Source organism: Nocardia sp. CA-129566, from assembly GCF_050956075.1.
GTDB lineage: Bacteria > Actinomycetota > Actinomycetes > Mycobacteriales > Mycobacteriaceae > Nocardia.
In genome coordinates this window covers 3,438,706-3,456,831 of sequence record NZ_CP192085.1, presented here as the reverse complement: position 1 = coordinate 3,456,831, position 18,126 = coordinate 3,438,706, and the positions used below count along the sequence as shown (strand labels likewise).

17 protein-coding genes are annotated in these 18,126 nt (G+C 67.5%); 10 read left to right on the top strand and 7 right to left on the bottom strand.

Annotation, left to right across the window (positions count from 1 at the left end):
• Positions 1–162: 162 nt before the first annotated feature.
• Positions 163–804, top strand: a complete 642-nt coding sequence (locus ACQP0C_RS14875) for a TetR/AcrR family transcriptional regulator (RefSeq protein WP_433733489.1) — start codon at positions 163–165, stop codon at positions 802–804.
• 40 nt (positions 805–844) lie between these two features.
• On the opposite strand, the gene ACQP0C_RS14870 is transcribed toward ACQP0C_RS14875, so the two are convergent.
• The gene (locus ACQP0C_RS14870; RefSeq protein ID WP_433733488.1) at positions 845–1,378 is read right to left on the bottom strand and encodes a uridine kinase family protein; all 534 of its coding nucleotides are present in this window, start codon (positions 1,376–1,378) and stop codon (positions 845–847) included.
• A gap of 67 nt (positions 1,379–1,445) precedes the next feature.
• On the bottom strand, positions 1,446–2,501 hold the full coding sequence (hemE, locus tag ACQP0C_RS14865; protein ID WP_433733487.1) for a uroporphyrinogen decarboxylase: 1,056 nt from the start codon (positions 2,499–2,501) through the stop codon (positions 1,446–1,448).
• A gap of 227 nt (positions 2,502–2,728) precedes the next feature.
• Here hemE and ACQP0C_RS14860 point away from each other — a divergent pair, with 227 nt between their 5' ends.
• The 3 genes from ACQP0C_RS14860 (at position 2,729) to ACQP0C_RS14850 (ending at position 5,047) form a co-directional block, all read left to right on the top strand.
• Entirely contained in the window at positions 2,729–3,280 is a 552-nt protein-coding gene (locus ACQP0C_RS14860) for a DUF3000 domain-containing protein (protein ID WP_433734556.1), read from the top strand.
• A gap of 22 nt (positions 3,281–3,302) precedes the next feature.
• Positions 3,303–4,580 carry an HRDC domain-containing protein gene (locus ACQP0C_RS14855; RefSeq protein ID WP_433733486.1) on the top strand — a complete coding sequence of 426 codons (1,278 nt, stop codon included), beginning with the start codon at positions 3,303–3,305 and terminating at the stop codon, positions 4,578–4,580.
• A 212-nt stretch (positions 4,581–4,792) separates the two neighbouring features.
• The gene (locus tag ACQP0C_RS14850; protein WP_433733485.1) at positions 4,793–5,047 is read left to right on the top strand and encodes a CGNR zinc finger domain-containing protein; all 255 of its coding nucleotides are present in this window, start codon (positions 4,793–4,795) and stop codon (positions 5,045–5,047) included.
• A 21-nt stretch (positions 5,048–5,068) separates the two neighbouring features.
• Here ACQP0C_RS14850 and dxs read toward each other — a convergent pair whose 3' ends face one another.
• Complete coding sequence (gene dxs / locus ACQP0C_RS14845) at positions 5,069–6,967, bottom strand: 1-deoxy-D-xylulose-5-phosphate synthase (RefSeq protein ID WP_433733484.1); 1,899 nt, start codon at positions 6,965–6,967, stop codon at positions 5,069–5,071.
• A 220-nt stretch (positions 6,968–7,187) separates the two neighbouring features.
• Here dxs and glsA point away from each other — a divergent pair, with 220 nt between their 5' ends.
• The 3 genes from glsA to ACQP0C_RS14830 all read left to right on the top strand — a co-directional run bounded on the left by glsA (position 7,188) and on the right by ACQP0C_RS14830 (position 10,740).
• The gene (gene glsA / locus ACQP0C_RS14840) at positions 7,188–9,035 is read left to right on the top strand and encodes a glutaminase A (protein WP_433734555.1); all 1,848 of its coding nucleotides are present in this window, start codon (positions 7,188–7,190) and stop codon (positions 9,033–9,035) included.
• Positions 9,036–9,178: 143 nt separating this feature from the next.
• Positions 9,179–9,871 carry an SIMPL domain-containing protein gene (locus ACQP0C_RS14835; protein ID WP_433733483.1) on the top strand — a complete coding sequence of 231 codons (693 nt, stop codon included), beginning with the start codon at positions 9,179–9,181 and terminating at the stop codon, positions 9,869–9,871.
• Between the two features lie 65 nt (positions 9,872–9,936).
• Complete coding sequence (locus ACQP0C_RS14830) at positions 9,937–10,740, top strand: enoyl-CoA hydratase (RefSeq protein WP_433733482.1); 804 nt, start codon at positions 9,937–9,939, stop codon at positions 10,738–10,740.
• Here the strand turns inward: ACQP0C_RS14830 and ACQP0C_RS14825 are convergent.
• Positions 10,728–11,039 carry a DUF1330 domain-containing protein gene (locus tag ACQP0C_RS14825; protein ID WP_433733481.1) on the bottom strand — a complete coding sequence of 104 codons (312 nt, stop codon included), beginning with the start codon at positions 11,037–11,039 and terminating at the stop codon, positions 10,728–10,730. The genes ACQP0C_RS14830 and ACQP0C_RS14825 overlap by 13 nt on opposite strands.
• Positions 11,040–11,174: 135 nt before the next feature.
• Between ACQP0C_RS14825 and ACQP0C_RS14820 the strand changes: the two genes are divergently transcribed.
• Positions 11,175–12,059, top strand: coding sequence for a lysostaphin resistance A-like protein (locus ACQP0C_RS14820; protein ID WP_433733480.1), 885 nt, complete (start codon positions 11,175–11,177; stop codon positions 12,057–12,059).
• 69 nt (positions 12,060–12,128) lie between these two features.
• Here ACQP0C_RS14820 and ACQP0C_RS14815 read toward each other — a convergent pair whose 3' ends face one another.
• Together ACQP0C_RS14815 and ACQP0C_RS14810 are read right to left on the bottom strand one after the other, a co-directional pair.
• A complete protein-coding gene (locus ACQP0C_RS14815) occupies positions 12,129–13,742 on the bottom strand; it encodes a class I SAM-dependent RNA methyltransferase (RefSeq protein WP_433733479.1) in 1,614 nt (537 codons plus the stop codon).
• Positions 13,739–15,727 carry an APC family permease gene (locus ACQP0C_RS14810; RefSeq protein ID WP_433684169.1) on the bottom strand — a complete coding sequence of 663 codons (1,989 nt, stop codon included), beginning with the start codon at positions 15,725–15,727 and terminating at the stop codon, positions 13,739–13,741. Before ACQP0C_RS14810 ends, ACQP0C_RS14815 begins: the two co-directional genes overlap by 4 nt.
• 243 nt (positions 15,728–15,970) lie before the next feature.
• Here ACQP0C_RS14810 and ACQP0C_RS14805 point away from each other — a divergent pair, with 243 nt between their 5' ends.
• Positions 15,971–16,636 (top strand): potassium channel family protein, encoded by a 666-nt coding sequence (locus ACQP0C_RS14805; RefSeq protein ID WP_433684168.1) that lies wholly within the window; start codon positions 15,971–15,973, stop codon positions 16,634–16,636.
• 2 nt (positions 16,637–16,638) lie between these two features.
• The gene (locus ACQP0C_RS14800; RefSeq protein ID WP_433684167.1) at positions 16,639–17,310 is read left to right on the top strand and encodes a potassium channel family protein; all 672 of its coding nucleotides are present in this window, start codon (positions 16,639–16,641) and stop codon (positions 17,308–17,310) included.
• Between the two features lie 39 nt (positions 17,311–17,349).
• Here the strand turns inward: ACQP0C_RS14800 and shbA are convergent, their stop codons facing one another.
• Positions 17,350–17,985: an RNA polymerase sigma factor ShbA gene (shbA, locus tag ACQP0C_RS14795; protein ID WP_433684166.1), complete on the bottom strand. Its 636-nt coding sequence runs from the start codon at positions 17,983–17,985 to the stop codon at positions 17,350–17,352.
• Positions 17,986–18,126: the final 141 nt, after the last annotated feature.

Sequence of the window (18,126 nt, the reverse complement as noted above, 5' to 3'; positions counted from 1 at the left end):
GGATCACAGTGTGCCCGCGTTCTTGACAGCCGTCAAGATTTTTTCTGACAGTCGTCAAGATTTTCTCGCACAATCGTCAAGTCGGCCGGTCACCCGACGCCGACACCGCGATACACTGGGCGAATTCACAGAATGCGGATGCGGTGACGGAGAGAAGCCACGATGACCGAAATCGTCGAGACCAGGCGCGATCGCATAGCGCGCCGACAGGTCGACAAGTTCGGCGAGCGGCGCGCACAGCTGGCCGCCGCCGCGCTGCACACCCTCGCCGAACTCGGCTACGCCCGCACCAGCCTGCGGGAGATCGCGCAGAAATCCGAGTTCACCCACGGGGTACTGCACTATTACTTCAACGACAAGGTCGAGCTGATCACCCAAGCGGTGCGGCAGTACGAACAGGTGTGTGTCACCCGTTACGACGACATCGTCGCCACGGCGACGGCGGCCGAACAGTTACGCGACGACTTCGGCATGGCGATGGCAACCACACTGGACGCCGACGCACCACTGCACCGGCTCTGGTACGACCTGCGCAACCAGAGTCTGTACGAGGAGTCCTTCCGCGATGACGTACTCGAGATCGACGGTCACCGCGAGCAGATGATCGGCAACGTCGTCGACTGCTATGCCGACCTGTCCGGCCGACCACTCCTGATCCCCTCGACCACGGCCTACGCCATATTCGACGGCCTGTTCCAACAGGCACTGCTGCACAAACTCGCCGGGCGCGCCGATGCCGCCGACAATCTCCGCACCGAGGCCGCGCGGCTACTGGACGTGGTGATCGGACAGGGCAGGCCCTAGCCGTCCCGCTGCGGCGCATCAGCCCTCAGCCGCGGAATCGTCAAGCCTGTCCGGAAATGATCAGGTCCACGTGCTCGCGGGTGCGATCGGCGGCGAAGTGGGCGTCCTCCGCGGCTATCCACTCCTGCCACAGCGGCAACGTGTGTGCACCATCGCGATCGAGTCCGCGCGCCAGACACACTTCCCGTGGGGTGTCGATCCAGACCGCCAGAGTCAGTCGATCGCGGACGGCGGCGCGGCCCGCGGAGACCCCTTCGAGGACGAGCACGCCCCCGGGCGCGACCTCGTGCCATTCGGCCAGGGCTCGCTTGTTCCAGTCGTAGCGCTGGTATCGACCGATGCGGCCATCGGCGACCGGCACGAGCACCTGTTGCTCGAGCCGGGGCCACCACGGGAGCTCGTTGTTCCCATCGGCGAAGTCGTCGGTGTGCACAACCTGGGCATCACACCGCGCCGCCAAAGACGCTGCGAACGTTGACTTTCCGGCCCCACCAGGCCCGTCGACCGCCACCAGCCTCGTCGATCCGAGTCGCGCTGCACCGGCGGCGACCCGACCCGCGATCTGCTCGATCACCGGACTCGGCCCGCCGGGCGCAGACAGAAGGCGGCCGCTCGGTCGAGGATCGCCCACGACTAGTGGGTCACAGTTCGTGAACGAGTTGCACCAGCGCGGTGAGCACACCCGGATCGGTTTCGGGCAGCACACCGTGCCCGAGGTTGAAGATATGACCGGCCGCGCCCATGGTGATCGCCTCATCGGCCTCGTGCGCGATGCGCCGCGCCTCGGCCTCGATCGCGGCGGATCCGGCGAACAGCACGGCGGGATCCAAGTTGCCCTGCAAGGCTTTTCCAGGTCCGACTCGCCGCACCGCCTCGGTCAGCGGCACCCGCCAGTCGACGCCGACGACATCGGCGCCCGCCTCCCCCATCGCACCGAGCAGTTCCCCGGTCCCGACCCCGAAGTGGATCCGCGGCACACCGGCCGCGGCGACCTCGGCGAACACCCGCTCCGAATGCGGCAGCACGAATTCGCGATAGTCGGCAAGCGACAGCGCCCCGGCCCAGGAATCGAACAACTGCACCGCGTCGACACCGGCGCCCAGTTGCGCCTGCAGGAACGCGACGGTGATATCGGTCAGGACGCCGAGCAGTTCGTGCCAGGTCGTCGGATCGGCGTGCATCATCGCCTTGGTGCGCTCGTGGTTCTTACTCGGACCACCCTCGACCAGATACGACGCGAGCGTGAACGGCGCACCGGCGAACCCGATCAGCGGCGTCTCGCCGAGCGCGTCGGTCAGCAGCCGTACGCCATCGGACACCGCGCCCACCTCTTCGGGCCGCAGCCGGGGCAGCGCGCGCACATCCGCGATGGTCCGCACCGGCGATGCGATGACCGGCCCGATACCGGCCACGATATCGAGGTCGATGCCCGCGGCCTTCAAGGGCACGACGATATCGGAGAACAAGATCGCCGCATCGACGCCGTGGCGCCGGATCGGCTGCATGGTGATCTCGCACACCAGCTCCGGATCGAAGCACGACTCGAGCATCCCGACGCCCTTGCGCAGTTCACGGTACTCGGGCAGCGACCGTCCGGCCTGACGCATGAACCATACCGGCCGACGGGTGGGTTCGGCGCCGGTGGCGGCGGCCAGGAACGGGGCATCGGTCAACCGGCGGCGGGTGTGAGTGCTCATCACCGCTATCGTATGCGGGCTCGCGACCCGCCCCCGCGCGGCCGGGTGCCGGGTCACGCAAGGGCGATGTTCGCCCGCTCGGAGCGGGAATCCGGCGCGCCTCCGCCCGCCCCGGGCGCACAAGGTCTACCGTCGCTTGCGTGACACCGCTCGACAATCGCGACGGAGCCGCACCGACCGAAGGACCCAACGGCGAGCCAGCTCAATTTCGCGCCGCGGTCGATGCGATGGGTACCGCAACTGTGCACCCTCGAATCGAGCTGGCACCGATCCGACCCCCACAACGCCTGGCACCGTATTCATATGCACTAGGCGCGGAAGTCACACATCCCGAAACCAATGTGGTACCGGTCGATTCCGAGGGCGACGCCTTCGGCAGGCTGATCCTGCTGCACGATCCCGACGGTGACGATGCCTGGCACGGTGTATTCCGTCTGGTCGCCTATATCCAGGCCGATATCGATGCCGCGCTGGCCACCGACCCGCTGCTGCCCGAGGTCGCCTGGAGCTGGCTGGTCGACGCGCTCGAGTCCCGTGGCGAACCGTTCACCGCGCTCGGCGGCACGGTCACCTCGACCAGTTCGGTGCGCTACGGCGATATCGCCGGCCCCCCGCGCGCACACCAGTTGGAGCTGCGCGCCTCCTGGACCGCGATGACCACCGAGATGCGCCCGCATGTGGAAGGCTTCTGCGAAGTACTCGCCTATGCGGCCGGTTTGCCGCCCGCCGGAATCACCCATCTGCGTCCGGAGTCCTATACCAGCAACGACCACACCTGATCGCCACGTAAAGTTCAGGTTTATGTCGGTAGCAGACGAGTCCGAACCGGGCAACACAGCCGAAGACAGCACAGCCGAACCTTTGCTCGTGCCTGCCGAAGGTGTGCCCCCTGTGCTCGTCACCGCAGCCGAGGTCGCCGATGCCGCCGCTCGCCTCGCCGCGGGCACCGGGCCGCTGGCCGTGGACGCCGAACGCGCCTCCGGATTCCGGTATTCGGCCCGCGCCTATCTGATCCAGTTGCGGCGCGCGGGCGCGGGCACCTTCCTGATCGATCCGATCCCGGTCACCGACGCACTCGCACCGCTGGCCGCCGCGATCAACGAATTGGAGTGGGTGCTCCATTCGGCGGACCAGGATCTGCCCGGACTCGCCGAACTCGGACTGCGGCCCGCGCGCCTGTTCGACACCGAATTGGGCGGCAGGCTGGCCGGTTTCGAACGCGTCGGACTGGCGGCGATGGTGGAGCGACTGCTGGGCCGCGCACTGCGCAAGGGTCACGGCGCGGCCGACTGGTCCACCCGGCCGTTGCCCGAGGATTGGCTCAACTACGCGGCCCTCGATGTGGAACTACTGCTCGAGCTGCGCGACGAGGTGGCCGCTTCGCTGCAGGCCCAGCACAAGACCGACTGGGCGGCACAGGAATTCGAGCACGTCCGGATCACCGAACCCGGTACGCCGAAGGCCGACCGGTGGCGGCGCACCTCCGGCATCCACACCCTGCGCCGCACCCGTCAACTGGCGATCGTGCGCGAACTGTGGAACACCAGGGACACCCTGGCCCGCACCCGCGACGTCGCACCCGCCCGCATCCTCCCGGACGCCGCGATCATCGCCGCCGCGAATGCCGAACCGCGCACCATCGCCCAGTTGCGCACACTCCCGGTCTTCGGCGGACCCCGCCAGCGCCGCTACTCCCGCGACTGGCTCGCGGCCGTCGACCGCAGCCGCACCCTGCCCGACACCGAACTGCCGCCGCTGACTCAACCCTTCGACGGACCGCCGCCGGTGAACCGGTGGGAGCGTCGCGACCCCGCGGCCGCGGCCCGGCTGGCCAGGGCGCGCGCGGCAATGGGTGAGCTGTCCACCGAATACGCGATCCCGGTGGAGAATCTGCTGTCCCCCGATCTGGTGCGCCGATTGTGCTGGGACGGGCTGCCGGATTACGACCGCGTCGGCGATCCGGCGGATCTCTCGGCCGCGATCGATGGGTTCCTGAAATCGGGTGGCGCCCGGCCCTGGCAGCGTGAACTCGCGGTTGCCGGGCTTACGGCCGCGCTGACGCCTACACCCGACGTATAAGCCCCACGACCCCGCTTCAGCCAGCGGGCGCATCTTCGAGATGAGTCAGTTGGTGGTTTCCGGGCGGCCCTCGCAGCCACTGGCGCACTACCGTCGATGGCTGATTCGCTGGTCGCCGACGGGTGGGGTAGCCCGCGCTTCTCGCCGCCGCGAACCCGGCGGCCCGCACCGAACTCGCCGACCTCACCACGGCGCTGCCGCTGACCTTGGATGTGACGAGCACCCCGCCCCGGCTGGTCCCGCACACCGCCGAACCGGTCGACCACGCGCTGGCCATCCTGCTCGCCGATGTCGCCACCGCCGTCGCGGCGGGCACCTGGTCACGCGTGAAGACCTGCCGAGAGCCCAGCTGTCGCTGGGCCTTCTACGACCACTCCCGCAACCGCGGCCGCACCTGGTGCTCTATGGATGTCTGCGGGAACCGTGTGAAAGTCCGTGCGTCGCATCGCCGCAGCGCCGCACGCTAGTTATCGGAACCGCGGCGACGCTCAGCGCGCGTCGAGCCAGCCCGAGATGCGGCGTGCGATATCGGCAGCGGTCAGACCGAGTTCCTCGTGCACCTGATTGCGCGAGGCGTGATCCAGGAAGTGCTGGGGCACACCGAGATCGCGGGTGGGCACATCCAGACCCGCGGCGCGCAGCCGAGCCGAAACGGTGGAGCCGATGCCACCGTGCAGACCGCCGTCTTCCAGAGTCACTACGAGACGGTAGTTCTCGGCGAGTTTGACCACGGTGTCCGACACCGGCAGCACCCACCGGGGGTCGATGACGGTGACCGAAATACCTTCTGGCTCCAGCAGATCCGCAACCTCGACCGCGGTCGAGGCGAAGGGCCCGACCGCGACGAGCAGCACATCACCGCGCTGCGCTTGGGCAGAGCCACCCTCGCGCTCGGGCAGCCGCAGCACATCGACGCCATCGAGCCGCTCGACGGCCGAAATATCCTCGGCCACACTGCCCTTCGGGAACCGAATGGCGGTGGGTCCATCGCTCACCGCCAGCGCCTCGGCCAATTCCTCACGCAGCGTCGCCGCATCGCGCGGGGCCGCGACGCGCATACCCGGAATGATCCCGAGCACGGACAGATCCCACATCCCGTTGTGCGAGGCGCCGTCCGGGCCGGTGATTCCGGCGCGGTCCAGCACCACCGTCACCGGTTGCTTCAACAGCGCGACATCCATCAGCAACTGGTCGAACGCGCGGTTCAGGAACGTCGAATAGATGGCCACCACCGGATGCATCCCGCCGAGGGCGAGTCCGGCTGCCGAGGCCATCGCATGCTGTTCGGCAATGCCGACATCGAACATCCGCTCCGGGAACCGTTCCCCGAAGGCCGCGAGACCGGTCGGTCCGGGCATGGCCGCGGTGATCGCGACAATGTCATCGCGCTTGTCCGCATGCGCGATCAGTTCCTCGGAGAACACCGAAGTCCAGCCGAGTGCCTTCGGGCCGCCGAGCGGGCGGCCGGTGAGCGGGTCGATCGGATCGCAGGCGTGCATCTGATCGGCGACGTGGTTCTCCGCATGTGAGTATCCGCGCCCCTTCTGCGTCACGACATGCACAACGACCGGCCCGCCGAAGTCCTTCGCGCGACGCAGCGCCGCCTCCAGCGCGACGGTGTCGTGTCCGTCCACGGGGCCGACATACTTCAGTCCGAGGTCGCTGAACAGCTCCTGCGGGCTCACCGCGTCCTTTATCCCGGCCTTCACCGCATGCACCATCGAGTACGCGGATTCGCCGACGCGCGGGATGCTCTTGAGAATCCGCTTGCCCGCGTCCAGCGCGTGCTCGTAGGCGGGCTGGGTGCGCAGCGCGGTCAATCGGTCGGCGAGACCGCCGATGGTCGGCGCATAGGAGCGGCCGTTGTCATTGACCACCACGACAACCGGACGGTCCGGTGCGGCGGCGATATTGTTGAGCGCCTCCCAGCACATGCCGCCGGTGAGCGCGCCGTCGCCGACCACGGCGACCACATGCCGGTCCTGACCGGTCAGCGCGAACGCCTTCGCCAGACCGTCGGCATAGGACAGCGACGCCGAGGCGTGTGAGGATTCGACCCAGTCGTGGGCGCTCTCGGATCGGCTCGGGTAGCCGGACAGCCCACCCTGCTTGCGCAGCGTGTCGAACTGCTCCTTGCGGCCGGTGAGGATCTTGTGCACGTAGGCCTGGTGCCCGGTGTCGAAGATCAACGGGTCGGCTGGCGAGTCGAAGATCCGGTGCAGTGCGATGGTCAGCTCGACCACACCGAGATTGGGGCCGAGGTGCCCGCCGGTAACGGCGACCTTCTGCACCAAGAACTCGCGAATTTCCTCCGCCAGTTCACCCAATTCGGCAACGGTGAGCCGTCGCAGGTCTTCGGGTGTATCGACCCGGGAAAGCACTCCCACGTGAACTCGCTCCCTCCGGATAGCGCATCTGATCCGATCAGTCTACGGAGCCGCTGCAGTGCCACCGCACGACATCGGCCCGCCACCAGCCGACTTCGCGCGGAAGTGTGAGCCTCCACACGAATCGCCGGCCGTTCCACGACACGCTCGGGCGGACAAGTCCGGCGACCGCAGTTAACGTTACCCAGCTTAGAGTGGACCTGTGGCCCTGCCCGAGCAGATGGTTCCGCAAACGGTCGACCCCGGTGTCGTGGCGCGGATCGTCGCCGATGTCCACCAGCTCTGTCGCGCCGACGACTCCGGGGATCTCGCCGACTACATTCCCGAATTGGCTGCGGTGCAACCGGATTCGTTCGGACTGTGCCTGGCCACCGCGGACGGGCGAGTCTACGGCGCCGGTGACGTCAACACCGAGTTCACCATTCAGTCGATCTCCAAACCCTTCACCTACGCGCTCGCGCTGGCCGATCGGGGCATCGAGACCGTGGCCGAGCATATCGATGTCGAACCCTCCGGCGATGCGTTCAACGAGATCAGCCTGGACCCGGTGACCGAGCGCCCGCGCAATCCGATGATCAATGCGGGCGCCATCACCGCGGCCGCGCTGATCACCGGCCGCGATCCGGCCGACCGATTCGAGCGCATCCGACACTGCTACTCCCGCTTCGCCGGGCGTGAGCTCACCATGAACGAGGCGGTGTATGCCTCGGAGGCGCGCACCGGTTTCCGCAATCGCGCCATCGGCTACATGCTGCGCTCGTTCGGCATCATCGAATCCGATCCGGACGAGGCGGTCGACCGGTACTTCCGGCAGTGCTCGATCGATGTCACCTGCCGCGACCTCGCGCTGATGGCGGCCACGCTGGCCAATAACGGACTCAACCCGCTGACCAGGGAGCGCGCCCTGACCTCCGCGCTGACCGAACGCGTGCTCAGCGTGATGACCACCTGCGGCATGTACAACGCCGCAGGCGACTGGGTGACCACCGTCGGCCTGCCCGCCAAAAGCGGCGTCGGCGGCGGCATCCTGGCGGTACTGCCGGGCCAGATCGGCATCGCCGTCTACTCCCCCCGGCTGGATCGGCAGGGCAACAGCGTGCGCGGCGTTGCCGCCTGCCGCGCCCTGTCGCAGCGCCTCGAACTGCACTTCCTGCACGTCACGCGGGCGGCGCGCACCGCGATCCGCGCCGCCTACTCGGTGGCCGAGGTGCCGTCGAGATTGCGCCGCACCACCGAGGAAACGGAGCTGCTCGCCACACACGGGCACCGGGCACGGATCTACGAACTGCACGGCGACCTGCTGTTCGCCGGTGCGGAGCGGGCAGTGCGCGAGATCGAGGGACAGGCGCGGGATCTGGAGGCACTGGTCGTCGACCTGCGCCAGGTCGGCGATGTGAGCGCGATCGCGGTACAGATGCTCGACGCGCTGCAGACCGAACTCGCCGCCGCTGGCTGCCGCGTCGCCATCGTCGACCCGGCCAGCAAACTGGGCCACCTGGTCTCCAGTCTGGATCCGGCCGACCCACGCGGGTTGGTGTTCGTCGATCGCGACACCGCCACCGAATGGTGCGAGAACATCGTGCTCGAGCACCACCGGCCCGAGGACGAACCGGCGTGTACCTCCTTGCCGATCGAGGATCATCCCGTGCTCGCCGCACTGGCCCCCGACGATCGCGCCCGGCTGGCCAAGGAATTCGAGGTGCGCACCATCGCCCGCGGCGAGGTGATCGCCGAGCGCGGCAGTAAACGCTCGGGGCTGTATCTGATCCTGGAGGGCCGAGTCCGCATCACTGTCGAAGGCACCGAGGGCCGCACCCATCGCCTGGTGTCGGTGTCGGCTGGTATGTCGTTCGGCGAGGTCCCGATGCTCCTCGGAATCCCCTTCGTGAACGAGGCCAGGGCCGAAAGCGCCGTCCGCGTGGCGGTCCTGCGCCCGGGACGCTTCGACGCGCTCACTCAGCAAGCGCCCGGACTGAAGCTGGCTCTGATCGAACGACTGGCCGGGGGTGCATACGCGCAAGTGGACGCCGCGGTGCGCGCGATCGCCGTGCGTGGCGGCGAATATTGAGCAGCGCGAACCTCCGGCGAAGTGAACCACGCGAGCGCGGCACGCTGCGCCGGCGATCGGCCGGACCGCTCCGCGCGGGGACATTCGCCCGCTACCGACCGTTCAGCAGGTGAGACGAGATCCGACGAACTCAGGAGAGCGCCGTGAGCAAGAACCAGTCCGACGACACCGGCACCGCCGCGGGCACGGTCACCACCTTCGGGTACGGCAGCGCCCGCGCCACCCCGGATCTGATGCGGGTCACCATCTCCGTCGAGGCCCGGGCCAGCAAGGTCGCGCTCGCCTACGGCCAAGCCGGTGCGCGTGTCGCCGCCGTCACCGATTCACTGCGCTCAGACGGCGTTCCCGGCACCGATATCGCCACCAGCGGGCTGTCGGTGCGCACCGAAACGGTCTGGGTGGAAGGCGGGGGCTCCAAGATCACCGGATACGTCGCGACCACCGACCTCACCGTCGTCCTGCGCGATATCGGCGAAACGGCCGATCCCGGCCCCGCCACGATCATCGCCAACTGCGTCGACGCGGGTGGTGACGATGTTCGCCTCGGGGGGCTCAACCTCGGCTTCGCCGATCAGGAGAGCCTGCTCGCCTGGGCCCGCGATGCCGCATGGGACAACGCCCTCGCCAAGGCCGAGCAGTACGCGGGCCGTGCGCAGCGCACCCTCGGACCGGTCGTCGAGATCACCGAGAACACCGCCTCCGCGACGCCCGCCGCACCCCGGCTGATGGCGGTGGCGGCCCCCATGAACGAGGGCTACGGCGGGGCTCCGGTTCCGGTCGAACTCGGCGAATCCGAAATCTCGGCGACCATCCGCGCGACCTGGCAGCTCAGTTGATTCCATCTAACCTAACGCTTGCTTGGGTATAGTGAGGGCCTCACCGTGTCCGATTAGGGGTCCGCATGCCATTCGTGCTCATCGACAAACCGCGGCCGCAGGTCGCGCTGGTCACGCTGAATCGGCCGGAACGAATGAATGCGATGGCCTTTGATGTGATGATCCCGCTGCGGCAGGCCCTCGAAGAGGTCAGTGCCGATAACGAGGTGCGGGTCGTGGTGCTCACCGGCGCGGGCGACGGCTTCTGTTCCGGCGCCGACCTACAGAGCGCGGGCAAGGTGCCCAATACCGAGGGGCTGACCAAGACCAGCGTCGCCCGGCGCTCGATGGACCTGCTCAACGATGTGATGATCACGTTGCGGCGGATGAACCAACCGGTCATCGGCGCGATCAACGGCGCGGCCATCGGCGGCGGATTCTGCCTCAGCGTCGCCACCGATATCCGAATCGCGGGCGAGGACGCCTACTTTCGCGCCGCCGGGATCAATAACGGCCTCACCTCGGCGGAGCTGGGCATCAGCTATCTGCTGCCGCGCGCCATCGGCGCCTCGCGCGCCTTCGAAATCATGTTGTCCGGCCGGGATATCGATGCGGTCGAGGCCGAACGCATCGGCCTGGTCTCACGCACCGTCCCCGCCGCCGAACTCCTCGACACCTGCTATGACCTGGCCGAACGAATTATCAGCTTCAGCCGGGTCGGCACCGAGCTCACCAAACGCATGCTGTGGAGCGGTATGGAGGCCGGCGGCTTCGAATCCCATATGCAGCACGAGGGCATGTCCCAGCTCTATGTTCGCCTGACCACCGAGAATTTCGACGAGGCCGTTCGTGCCCGCCGTGACCGCCGCCCACCCGTCTACGAGGACTGAGCCGAGCGCGGGCCGATGCCTTTGACCAGCAGTGTCACCGTATCGGCGCCCGCGTGGCGGTCCTTCGAGATCTCCAGGTACTCAGGCGATTGCGCCCACGCGCGGAAGGACGGTTCGTCCGGGAACGACATCAGGACCACCTTCTCGCGATCGGAATCGCCCTCGATCACCTGCGGGGATTCGTCGGAAGCCAGCAGGGTGCCGGAGTAGCGGGCGAATACCTCGAGGAAGCGGGCCTTATAGCGATCGTAAGCGGTGCGATCGGTGAACTTCAGCTGCGCGATGACATACACGGTCATGCTGAGACTCTAGGCGGCGTCGCGGCTTCGGCGATCGAGGGAACCGGCCACTGGGTGTGCGCGTCTGAGTAGATAAGGCGCCATACCGTATCTGCGACCGGGGTTGGTGCCGCTGGCTCGACCGGAGGAAGTCGAATGATAGCTCGGCGCATGGATTTCGTGCTTTTCACCGTCATCGCATTCGCATTGGCCTGGGTGGCCGGTTGCGGACCGTGGGTCGACGGCCATGGCTTGAAATCGGCCCTATGGCTGCATTCGGGTGCGCTGCTGATGATGCTGACGCCCACGGTCGGGGTGCTCGCGGTCTGGCGTTATCGTGCGCGAAGCTGGCAGGAGTTCGTCAGCGAAAACGGTTTGACCCTGGGTTCGCGGCCGCGCCGGACGGTGGCGCTGATCGCGGCCGCATGGACGGGCACACCGCTGTTCCTGCTGGTGGCATTCGGCATCAGCGCCGTATTCGGTTGGTACACCGTCGAATTCGGCCGCCTCGAAGTTGTCGCCGCGGTGCTGCTGGACGGTCTGACGGTCAATATCCTCGGCACCGTGGTCTTCGCCCTCGGCGAGGAGATCGGCTGGCGCGGCTGGCTGCTGCCGCAACTGGCCCATCGGTTCGGCCTCGCGAGCGGCCTGCTGATCACCGGGGTGGTCTGGGCGCTCTGGCACGCACCCCTGACCCTGCTCGGTTACAACTATCCGAATCTCGGCCCGTGGGCCGCACTGGCTTTCATCGGATTCTGTGTCCCCTGCGGCGCGATCCTCGGCTGGCTGCGCATGCGCACCGGCAGCATCTGGCCCTGCGTCATCGCCCACGCCACCCTCAATGCCGCCGCGATCCCCTTCAGCCTCTTCGAATCCCCCGAACACCGTTCCAATCCGGTACTGACCGGCTTCGGCTTGGTCGGCTGGGCAGTTCTCGCGCTCATCGCGACCGCGCTGTTCACCCGCTACCCACCGCACTCGGCGAGCCGATCGCGCACCTGGACCACCACATCGGATCAACCGCAGCCACTCTTGGGATGAGCAATGGCGCACGGATCGAGGTCGAGTGGAGGCCTTGCCGAATGCTCGGGCATCAGCCCGAGGCGACGCTCAGCGTTCCAGCAGGGCGAGGCATTCGACGTGGTGGGTGGCGGGGAAGGCGTCGAAGGCGCGCAGGTCGGCGAGCTGGTAGCCGGCTGCCTGGTAGAGACCGAGATCGCGGGCGAAAGACGCCGGGTCGCATCCGACATGGATGATGCGGACCGGGCCACTGGTGGTCACCGCGGTGACGACTTCCTTGCCTGCGCCCGCGCGCGGCGGATCCAGGACGACCACATCCGGAGCGGCACTGCTGACGTGTTCGGCCAACCAGTGCTCGACGCGCTGGGCACGCAGGTCCAGCCACGGCAGATCCCGCAGGACCGCGGCGCCGTCGGCCACCGCGGACCGCGCCGATTCCACCGCGAGTACCGAGCCGGTCGGACCGACCTGGTCGGCGAGCCGGGCCGCGAACACCCCTACGCCGCTGTACAGATCCCACGCCCGCTCCCCGTGACCGAGCCCGGCCCACCCCGCGACCAGATCCGAATAGCATTGCGCCGCACCGCGATGCGCCTGCCAGAACCCGGTCGCCGATAGCTCCCACCGTCGCCCGGCCACGTACTCGACCGTCCGCCCACTACCCCCGAGCACCCACTCGTCCCGCGCCGCGTGCGCCGCCGCGCGCCGCGCCGAAGCCCGCCGCCGATCCCCCTCGTGCCCTGCCGATCCGAGCTGATCAGCCCCATGATCGCCGATCCCGGGCACCCGACCGTGACCACCGCTCCAATCGTCACCGCGATCCCACTCGCCGCCGTGCGATCGCCCTTCCCCACGATGATCCCGACCTGCCCCGCCGCGATCATCACCCCGATCACGACCTACGTCTCGATCATCGATGCGGCGCCATTGCGGGTCACCGCTGTGCTCGCCGCGACCATGACGCCCGTCCCGGCCACGGCCCGCACGACCGCGCCCGCCACGGTGGTCCCGATCGGAGGCACCACGCCGCTTCCCGCCACGCCCACCGCGCACCGCGGGCCGTTCACCCCCGCGCTCGGCACGACCGGCCACCGCCGACGGAGCCAGCTCGACGATATGGCGCATCCCATCGCCGTCCACCGCGATCACCAGATCCGCACCGGGCGTCCACAACCGATCGCCGATACCGTCCATCGCGCCCGAAACAGGTTGCGGGCAGCGCAGATCGGTGATCACCTCGGTGCTGCGATAGCCGTGCACCCCGGCTCGGCCGTCGGCGTCGACCGCCAACCGGACGCGGGTGCGCCAGCCGCCGGTGGTGTCGGCGGGATATCCGGCGATCGGCTGCACGGTGATATCGCGGTCGATTCCGGCGATGCGGCGCAATTGTTCGGCGACCACCGCCGCCTTCAGCGCGCGCTGGGCCTCCGGGGTGGCGAAGGAGAAATCGCAACAGCCCGCGCCGCCGGGACCGGAAACCGGGCAGGTGGCCGGAACGCGGTCCGGGGATGCATCCAGGATCTCGATCGCATCGGCCCGGCAGAACGAACCACCGCGGTCCTCGGTGACCCGCACCCGAACCAGTTCATCGGGCAGACCGTGTCGCACGAACACGACCCGGCCCTCGTGCCGGGCGACGCAGAATCCGCCGTGCCCGGGCGGCCCGAGCCGTACCTCGAAAGTCGTTCCACGCCAGTCGGTCACCCTCGGTCCTCGTACCCACGCCGCACCGCACCCGGCGCGTTCACCACACCCGCCTGCCTGGCCTTCGCGGAGGAGGTCAGCTGCCACGGCACGCTCGTCACCATCACACCGGGCTCGAAGAGCAGTCTGCCCTTGAGCCGCAGGGCGCTCTGGTTGTGCAGAATCTGCTCCCACCAGTGCCCGACCACGTACTCCGGAATGAATACGGTCACCACATCGCGCGGCGAATCCCGGCGCACCCGCTTGACGTAATCCAGTACCGGCTTGGTGATTTCGCGATAGGGCGATTCGATCACCTTGAGCGGCACGGTGATATCGCTGCGCTCCCACTCCCGCACCAGCGCCCTGGTGTCGGGCTCGTCGACGTTCACCGTCACCGCCTCCAAGGTGTCCGGACGGGTGGCGCGGGCGTAGGCCAGCGCCCGACGCGTCGGCAGATGCAGTTTGGACACCAGCACGATCGAATGCGAGCGGCTCGGCAGCACCCCGTCCCACTCGTGCTCGTCGAGCTCACGGGACACCGAATCGTAGTGCCGACGAATGAGTTTCATCACCACGAAGATGGCCACCATGGTGCAGATCGCGATCCAGGCACCGGCGAAGAACTTCGTAATGAGCACGATGACCAGCACCGTCCCGGTAGCGCTGAGCCCGATCGCGTTGATCACCCGCGAACGCATCATTCTGGCCCGCTGCGCGGGATCGGTTTCGGTGCGCAGCAACCGGGTCCAGTGCCGCAGCATGCCGGTCTGGCTGAGCACGAACGAGACGAAGACGCCGACGATGTAGAGCTGGATGAGCTTGGTCACCTCGGCGCCGAACACCACCACGAACGCGACGGCCGCACCGGACAGGAACAGGATGCCGTTGCTGAACGCCAGCCGGTCGCCACGGGTGTGCAGCTGCCGGGGCAGGTACCGGTCCTGCGCCAGAATCGAACCCAGCACCGGGAACCCGTTGAACGCGGTATTCGCCGCGAGCACCAGGATCAGCGCGGTCACGGTGGTGATGAAGTAGAACCCGATCGGGAATCCGTGGAACACGGTCTCGGCCAACTGCGCGATCAGCGTCTTCTGATGGTAGTCCGCGGGCGCGCCGACAAGGTCGGATTCGTTGTGCGCGTAAACGATCCCGATCTTCTGGGCCAGGATGATGATGCCCATCAACAGCGCGATCGCGATGCTGCCGAGCATCAGCAGCGTGGTCGCCGCATTGCGCGACTTGGGCTTGCGGAATGCGGGCACACCATTGCTGATCGCCTCGACACCGGTCAGCGCGGCACAGCCGGAGGAGAACGCCCGCGCGATCAGGAAGGTGAAGGCCAGCCCGTAGAGGTGCTCCTCCTCCGCGTTGAGTTGGAAGCCCGCCGATTCGGCGCGCAGATCGTCACCGAAGACGAAGATGCGCAACAGCCCCCATCCGAGCATCGCGAACATGCCGAAGATGAAGGCGTAGGTCGGAATCGCGAAGGCGACACCGGATTCCCGGATGCCGCGCAGATTGATCGATGTCAGCACGACAATGGCGACCACCGCGAACAACACCTTGTGCGTGGCGACGAACGGAATCGCGGACCCGATATTCGACGCCGCCGAGGAGATCGACACCGCCACCGTGAGCACATAGTCCACCAACAGCGCACTACCGACGGTGAGCCCGGCATTGGGCCCGAGATTGGTGGTGGCCACCTCGTAGTCACCGCCACCAGAGGGATAGGCGTGCACGTTCTGCCGGTAGCTGGCGACCACCACCGCCATCACAAATGCGACCGCAAGACCGACCCAGGGGGCGTAGACGTAGGCCGAGATACCGGCCACCGAAAGGACGAGGAAGATTTCTTCCGGCGCGTACGCCACAGAGGACATCGCGTCGGAGGCGAACACGGGGAGCGCGATCCGCTTCGGCAGCAGGGTATGGCCCAGCGCATCGCTACGGAAAGGCCTGCCCAGCAGCACACGTTTGGCTGCCGTCGTCAACTTGGACACTGGAGCGAGCATAGATCCCCGCAGGGTGGAGCGCTGCCCCGGCCGGCAAGCGTCGTATGTTTGGTCGGCGCGCGTGAGGGAAATTGGGGCTTGGGAACATATGACGGGTACGGTTCCATGCCGGAGATAGCAAACCGAACGCCCCGCAGTGCGAGCTCATGCCCCGGTGGAGGAAGCTTGCATAGGCATGGAGGGCCTCCGAGTGCCGCCAATTGAACATGGTTCCAGGAACGAGGTTGCACGGTGTACGTAGTGATCATGGGTTGCGGACGAGTCGGCTCATCGCTGGCACGCGCCCTGGTCCGGGTCGGCCATGAGGTCACCGTGATCGACCGGGACCAAAGTGCCTTCTTGCGCCTCGGCGAGGACTTCCCCGGTGAGCGGGTGATCGGCGTCGGCTTCGACCGGGATGTGCTGACCCGCGCCGGAATCGAGCGGGCCGATGCCTTCGCCGCGGTCTCCTCCGGCGACAACTCCAACATCATCTCCGCGCGGGTGGCCCGCGAGATGTTCGGGGTGCAGCGCGTGGTCGCGCGCATCTACGATGCCAAGCGCGCCGCCGTCTACGAGCGTCTCGGCATCCCGACCATTGCCACCGTGCCCTGGACCACCGACCGCTTCCTGACCACCCTGATCGGCGACGGCGGCACCACCACCTGGCGCGATCCGACGGGCACCGTCGCGGTGGCCCAGCTGATCCTGCACGAGGACTGGTATGGCCGTACCGTGCGCGATCTGGAGCGCAGCACCGGCGCCAGGGTCGCGTTCATCATCCGGTTCGGCCAGGGCCTGCTGCCCGAGAGCAAGACCGTGGTCCAAGCCGACGACATCGTCTATGTCGCCGCGACCTCCGGCTCCGTCGGCGAGGCCGTTGCCTTGGCCGGTAAGCCCCCAGCAAGCGAGGACTGAACATGAAAGTGGCCATCGCCGGAGCCGGTGCCGTCGGCCGCTCGATAGCCAGAGAGCTATTGCGCGGCGGCCATCGGGTGATGCTGCTCGAGCGTCAGCTCGACCATATCGACCCCGCCGCCATCCCGGATGCCATCTGGGTGCATGCCGACGCGTGCGAACTCGCACTGCTCGAGGACGCCGGGTTGGAGACCTACGAGGTCGTCATCGCCGCCACCGGTGACGACAAGGTGAATCTGGTGCACAGCCTGTTGGCCAAGACCGAATTCGGTGTGCGCCGGGTGGTGGCCAGGGTCAACGATCCGCGCAATGAGTGGCTCTTCGATGCGGCCTGGGGCGTCGATGTCGCGGTGTCGACACCGCGGCTGCTCGCCTCGCTGGTCGAGGAAGCCGTTTCGGTCGGTGATCTGGTGCGACTGATGACCCTGCGACAGGGTCAGGCGAATCTGGTCGAGATCACCCTGCCCAGCGATACCGCCTTGGCGGGTAAGCCGGTCCGCACGCTCACCCTGCCGCGCGACGCCGCCCTGGTGACGATTCTGCGCGGCGGCCGGGTGATCGTGCCGCAGCCCGACGACCCCTTCGAGGGTGACGACGAACTGTTGTTCGTAACCTCCGTGGAGGCCGAGGAAGACCTGCGGGTGGCGCTGGCCACGCACGGCATCAAACCCTGACTCCCCGACAAGGCTGATCCGGGTCAACGCCCGGCTGCCTCAGGCCGCGGCCTGCAGCTCGGCCCGCAGCTTGTTCAGCGCGCGATGCTGCATCACGCGAACCACACCCGGACTGGTGCCGATGGCCTCCGCGGTCTGTGCCGCGGTCCAGCCGAGCACGATCCGCATCACCAGCACCTCGCGATGCGCTGGCGCAAGGATCTTCATCAATTCCCTGGTGGCGGCGCTACGTTCGGACGCGATCGCCCACTCCTCCGGACCGGCCGCGGTCGATGCCATATCGGGCACCTCATCGACCGGATACATCGGGTGCAGCTGTGAGCGCCGGAACGCGTCTGCCACCTTATTGGCCGCGATGCCGTAGACGAAGGCCAGGAACGACTTGCCCTGATCCCGGTAGCGCGGAATGGCATTGACGGTGGCCAGCAGGATCTCCTGAACCACATCGTCGGCCGTGACGTGCAGATGCGCGGTATTGCCCAGGCGCGCACCGCAATACCGGCGGACCAGCGGATGCACCAGCCGGATGATCTCGGCGACGGCCGCGCGGTCTCCCGCGGCCGCCGGGCCGATCAACTTATCGAGCTCGGCCGATATCCGACGGCTCTCCGACAGGGCCGGGTTGTGGTGGGCTTGCTTCTTCGACAGTGCCGCAATGTTGTGCTCGGTAGCCAACTTCCGAGTCCTTTCTAGCCGATCGTGCTCTTTTTGCTTGCACTGATCGTCTGATGAACTCGATCGCCCAACCAGGCACCCCAGGGTGGGTACTCCCCCACCTCCGGCGGCGATTTGTTAACACCCCGACGACATCGGGGC

What these genes read in the sequence shown, in the direction of transcription:
- ACQP0C_RS14820 (WP_433733480.1), top strand. Translation starts at nt 11,175, where the DNA reads ATGATAGCTCGGCGCATGGATTTCGTGCTTTTCACCGTCATCGCATTC.
- ACQP0C_RS14800 (WP_433684167.1), top strand. Translation starts at nt 16,639, where the DNA reads ATGAAAGTGGCCATCGCCGGAGCCGGTGCCGTCGGCCGCTCGATAGCC.
- ACQP0C_RS14830 (WP_433733482.1), top strand. Translation starts at nt 9,937, where the DNA reads ATGCCATTCGTGCTCATCGACAAACCGCGGCCGCAGGTCGCGCTGGTC.
- ACQP0C_RS14855 (WP_433733486.1), top strand. Translation starts at nt 3,303, where the DNA reads ATGTCGGTAGCAGACGAGTCCGAACCGGGCAACACAGCCGAAGACAGC.
- ACQP0C_RS14825 (WP_433733481.1), bottom strand. Translation starts at nt 11,039, where the DNA reads ATGACCGTGTATGTCATCGCGCAGCTGAAGTTCACCGATCGCACCGCT.
- glsA (WP_433734555.1), top strand. Translation starts at nt 7,188, where the DNA reads ATGGTTCCGCAAACGGTCGACCCCGGTGTCGTGGCGCGGATCGTCGCC.
- ACQP0C_RS14860 (WP_433734556.1), top strand. Translation starts at nt 2,729, where the DNA reads ATGGGTACCGCAACTGTGCACCCTCGAATCGAGCTGGCACCGATCCGA.
- ACQP0C_RS14875 (WP_433733489.1), top strand. Translation starts at nt 163, where the DNA reads ATGACCGAAATCGTCGAGACCAGGCGCGATCGCATAGCGCGCCGACAG.
- hemE (WP_433733487.1), bottom strand. Translation starts at nt 2,501, where the DNA reads ATGAGCACTCACACCCGCCGCCGGTTGACCGATGCCCCGTTCCTGGCC.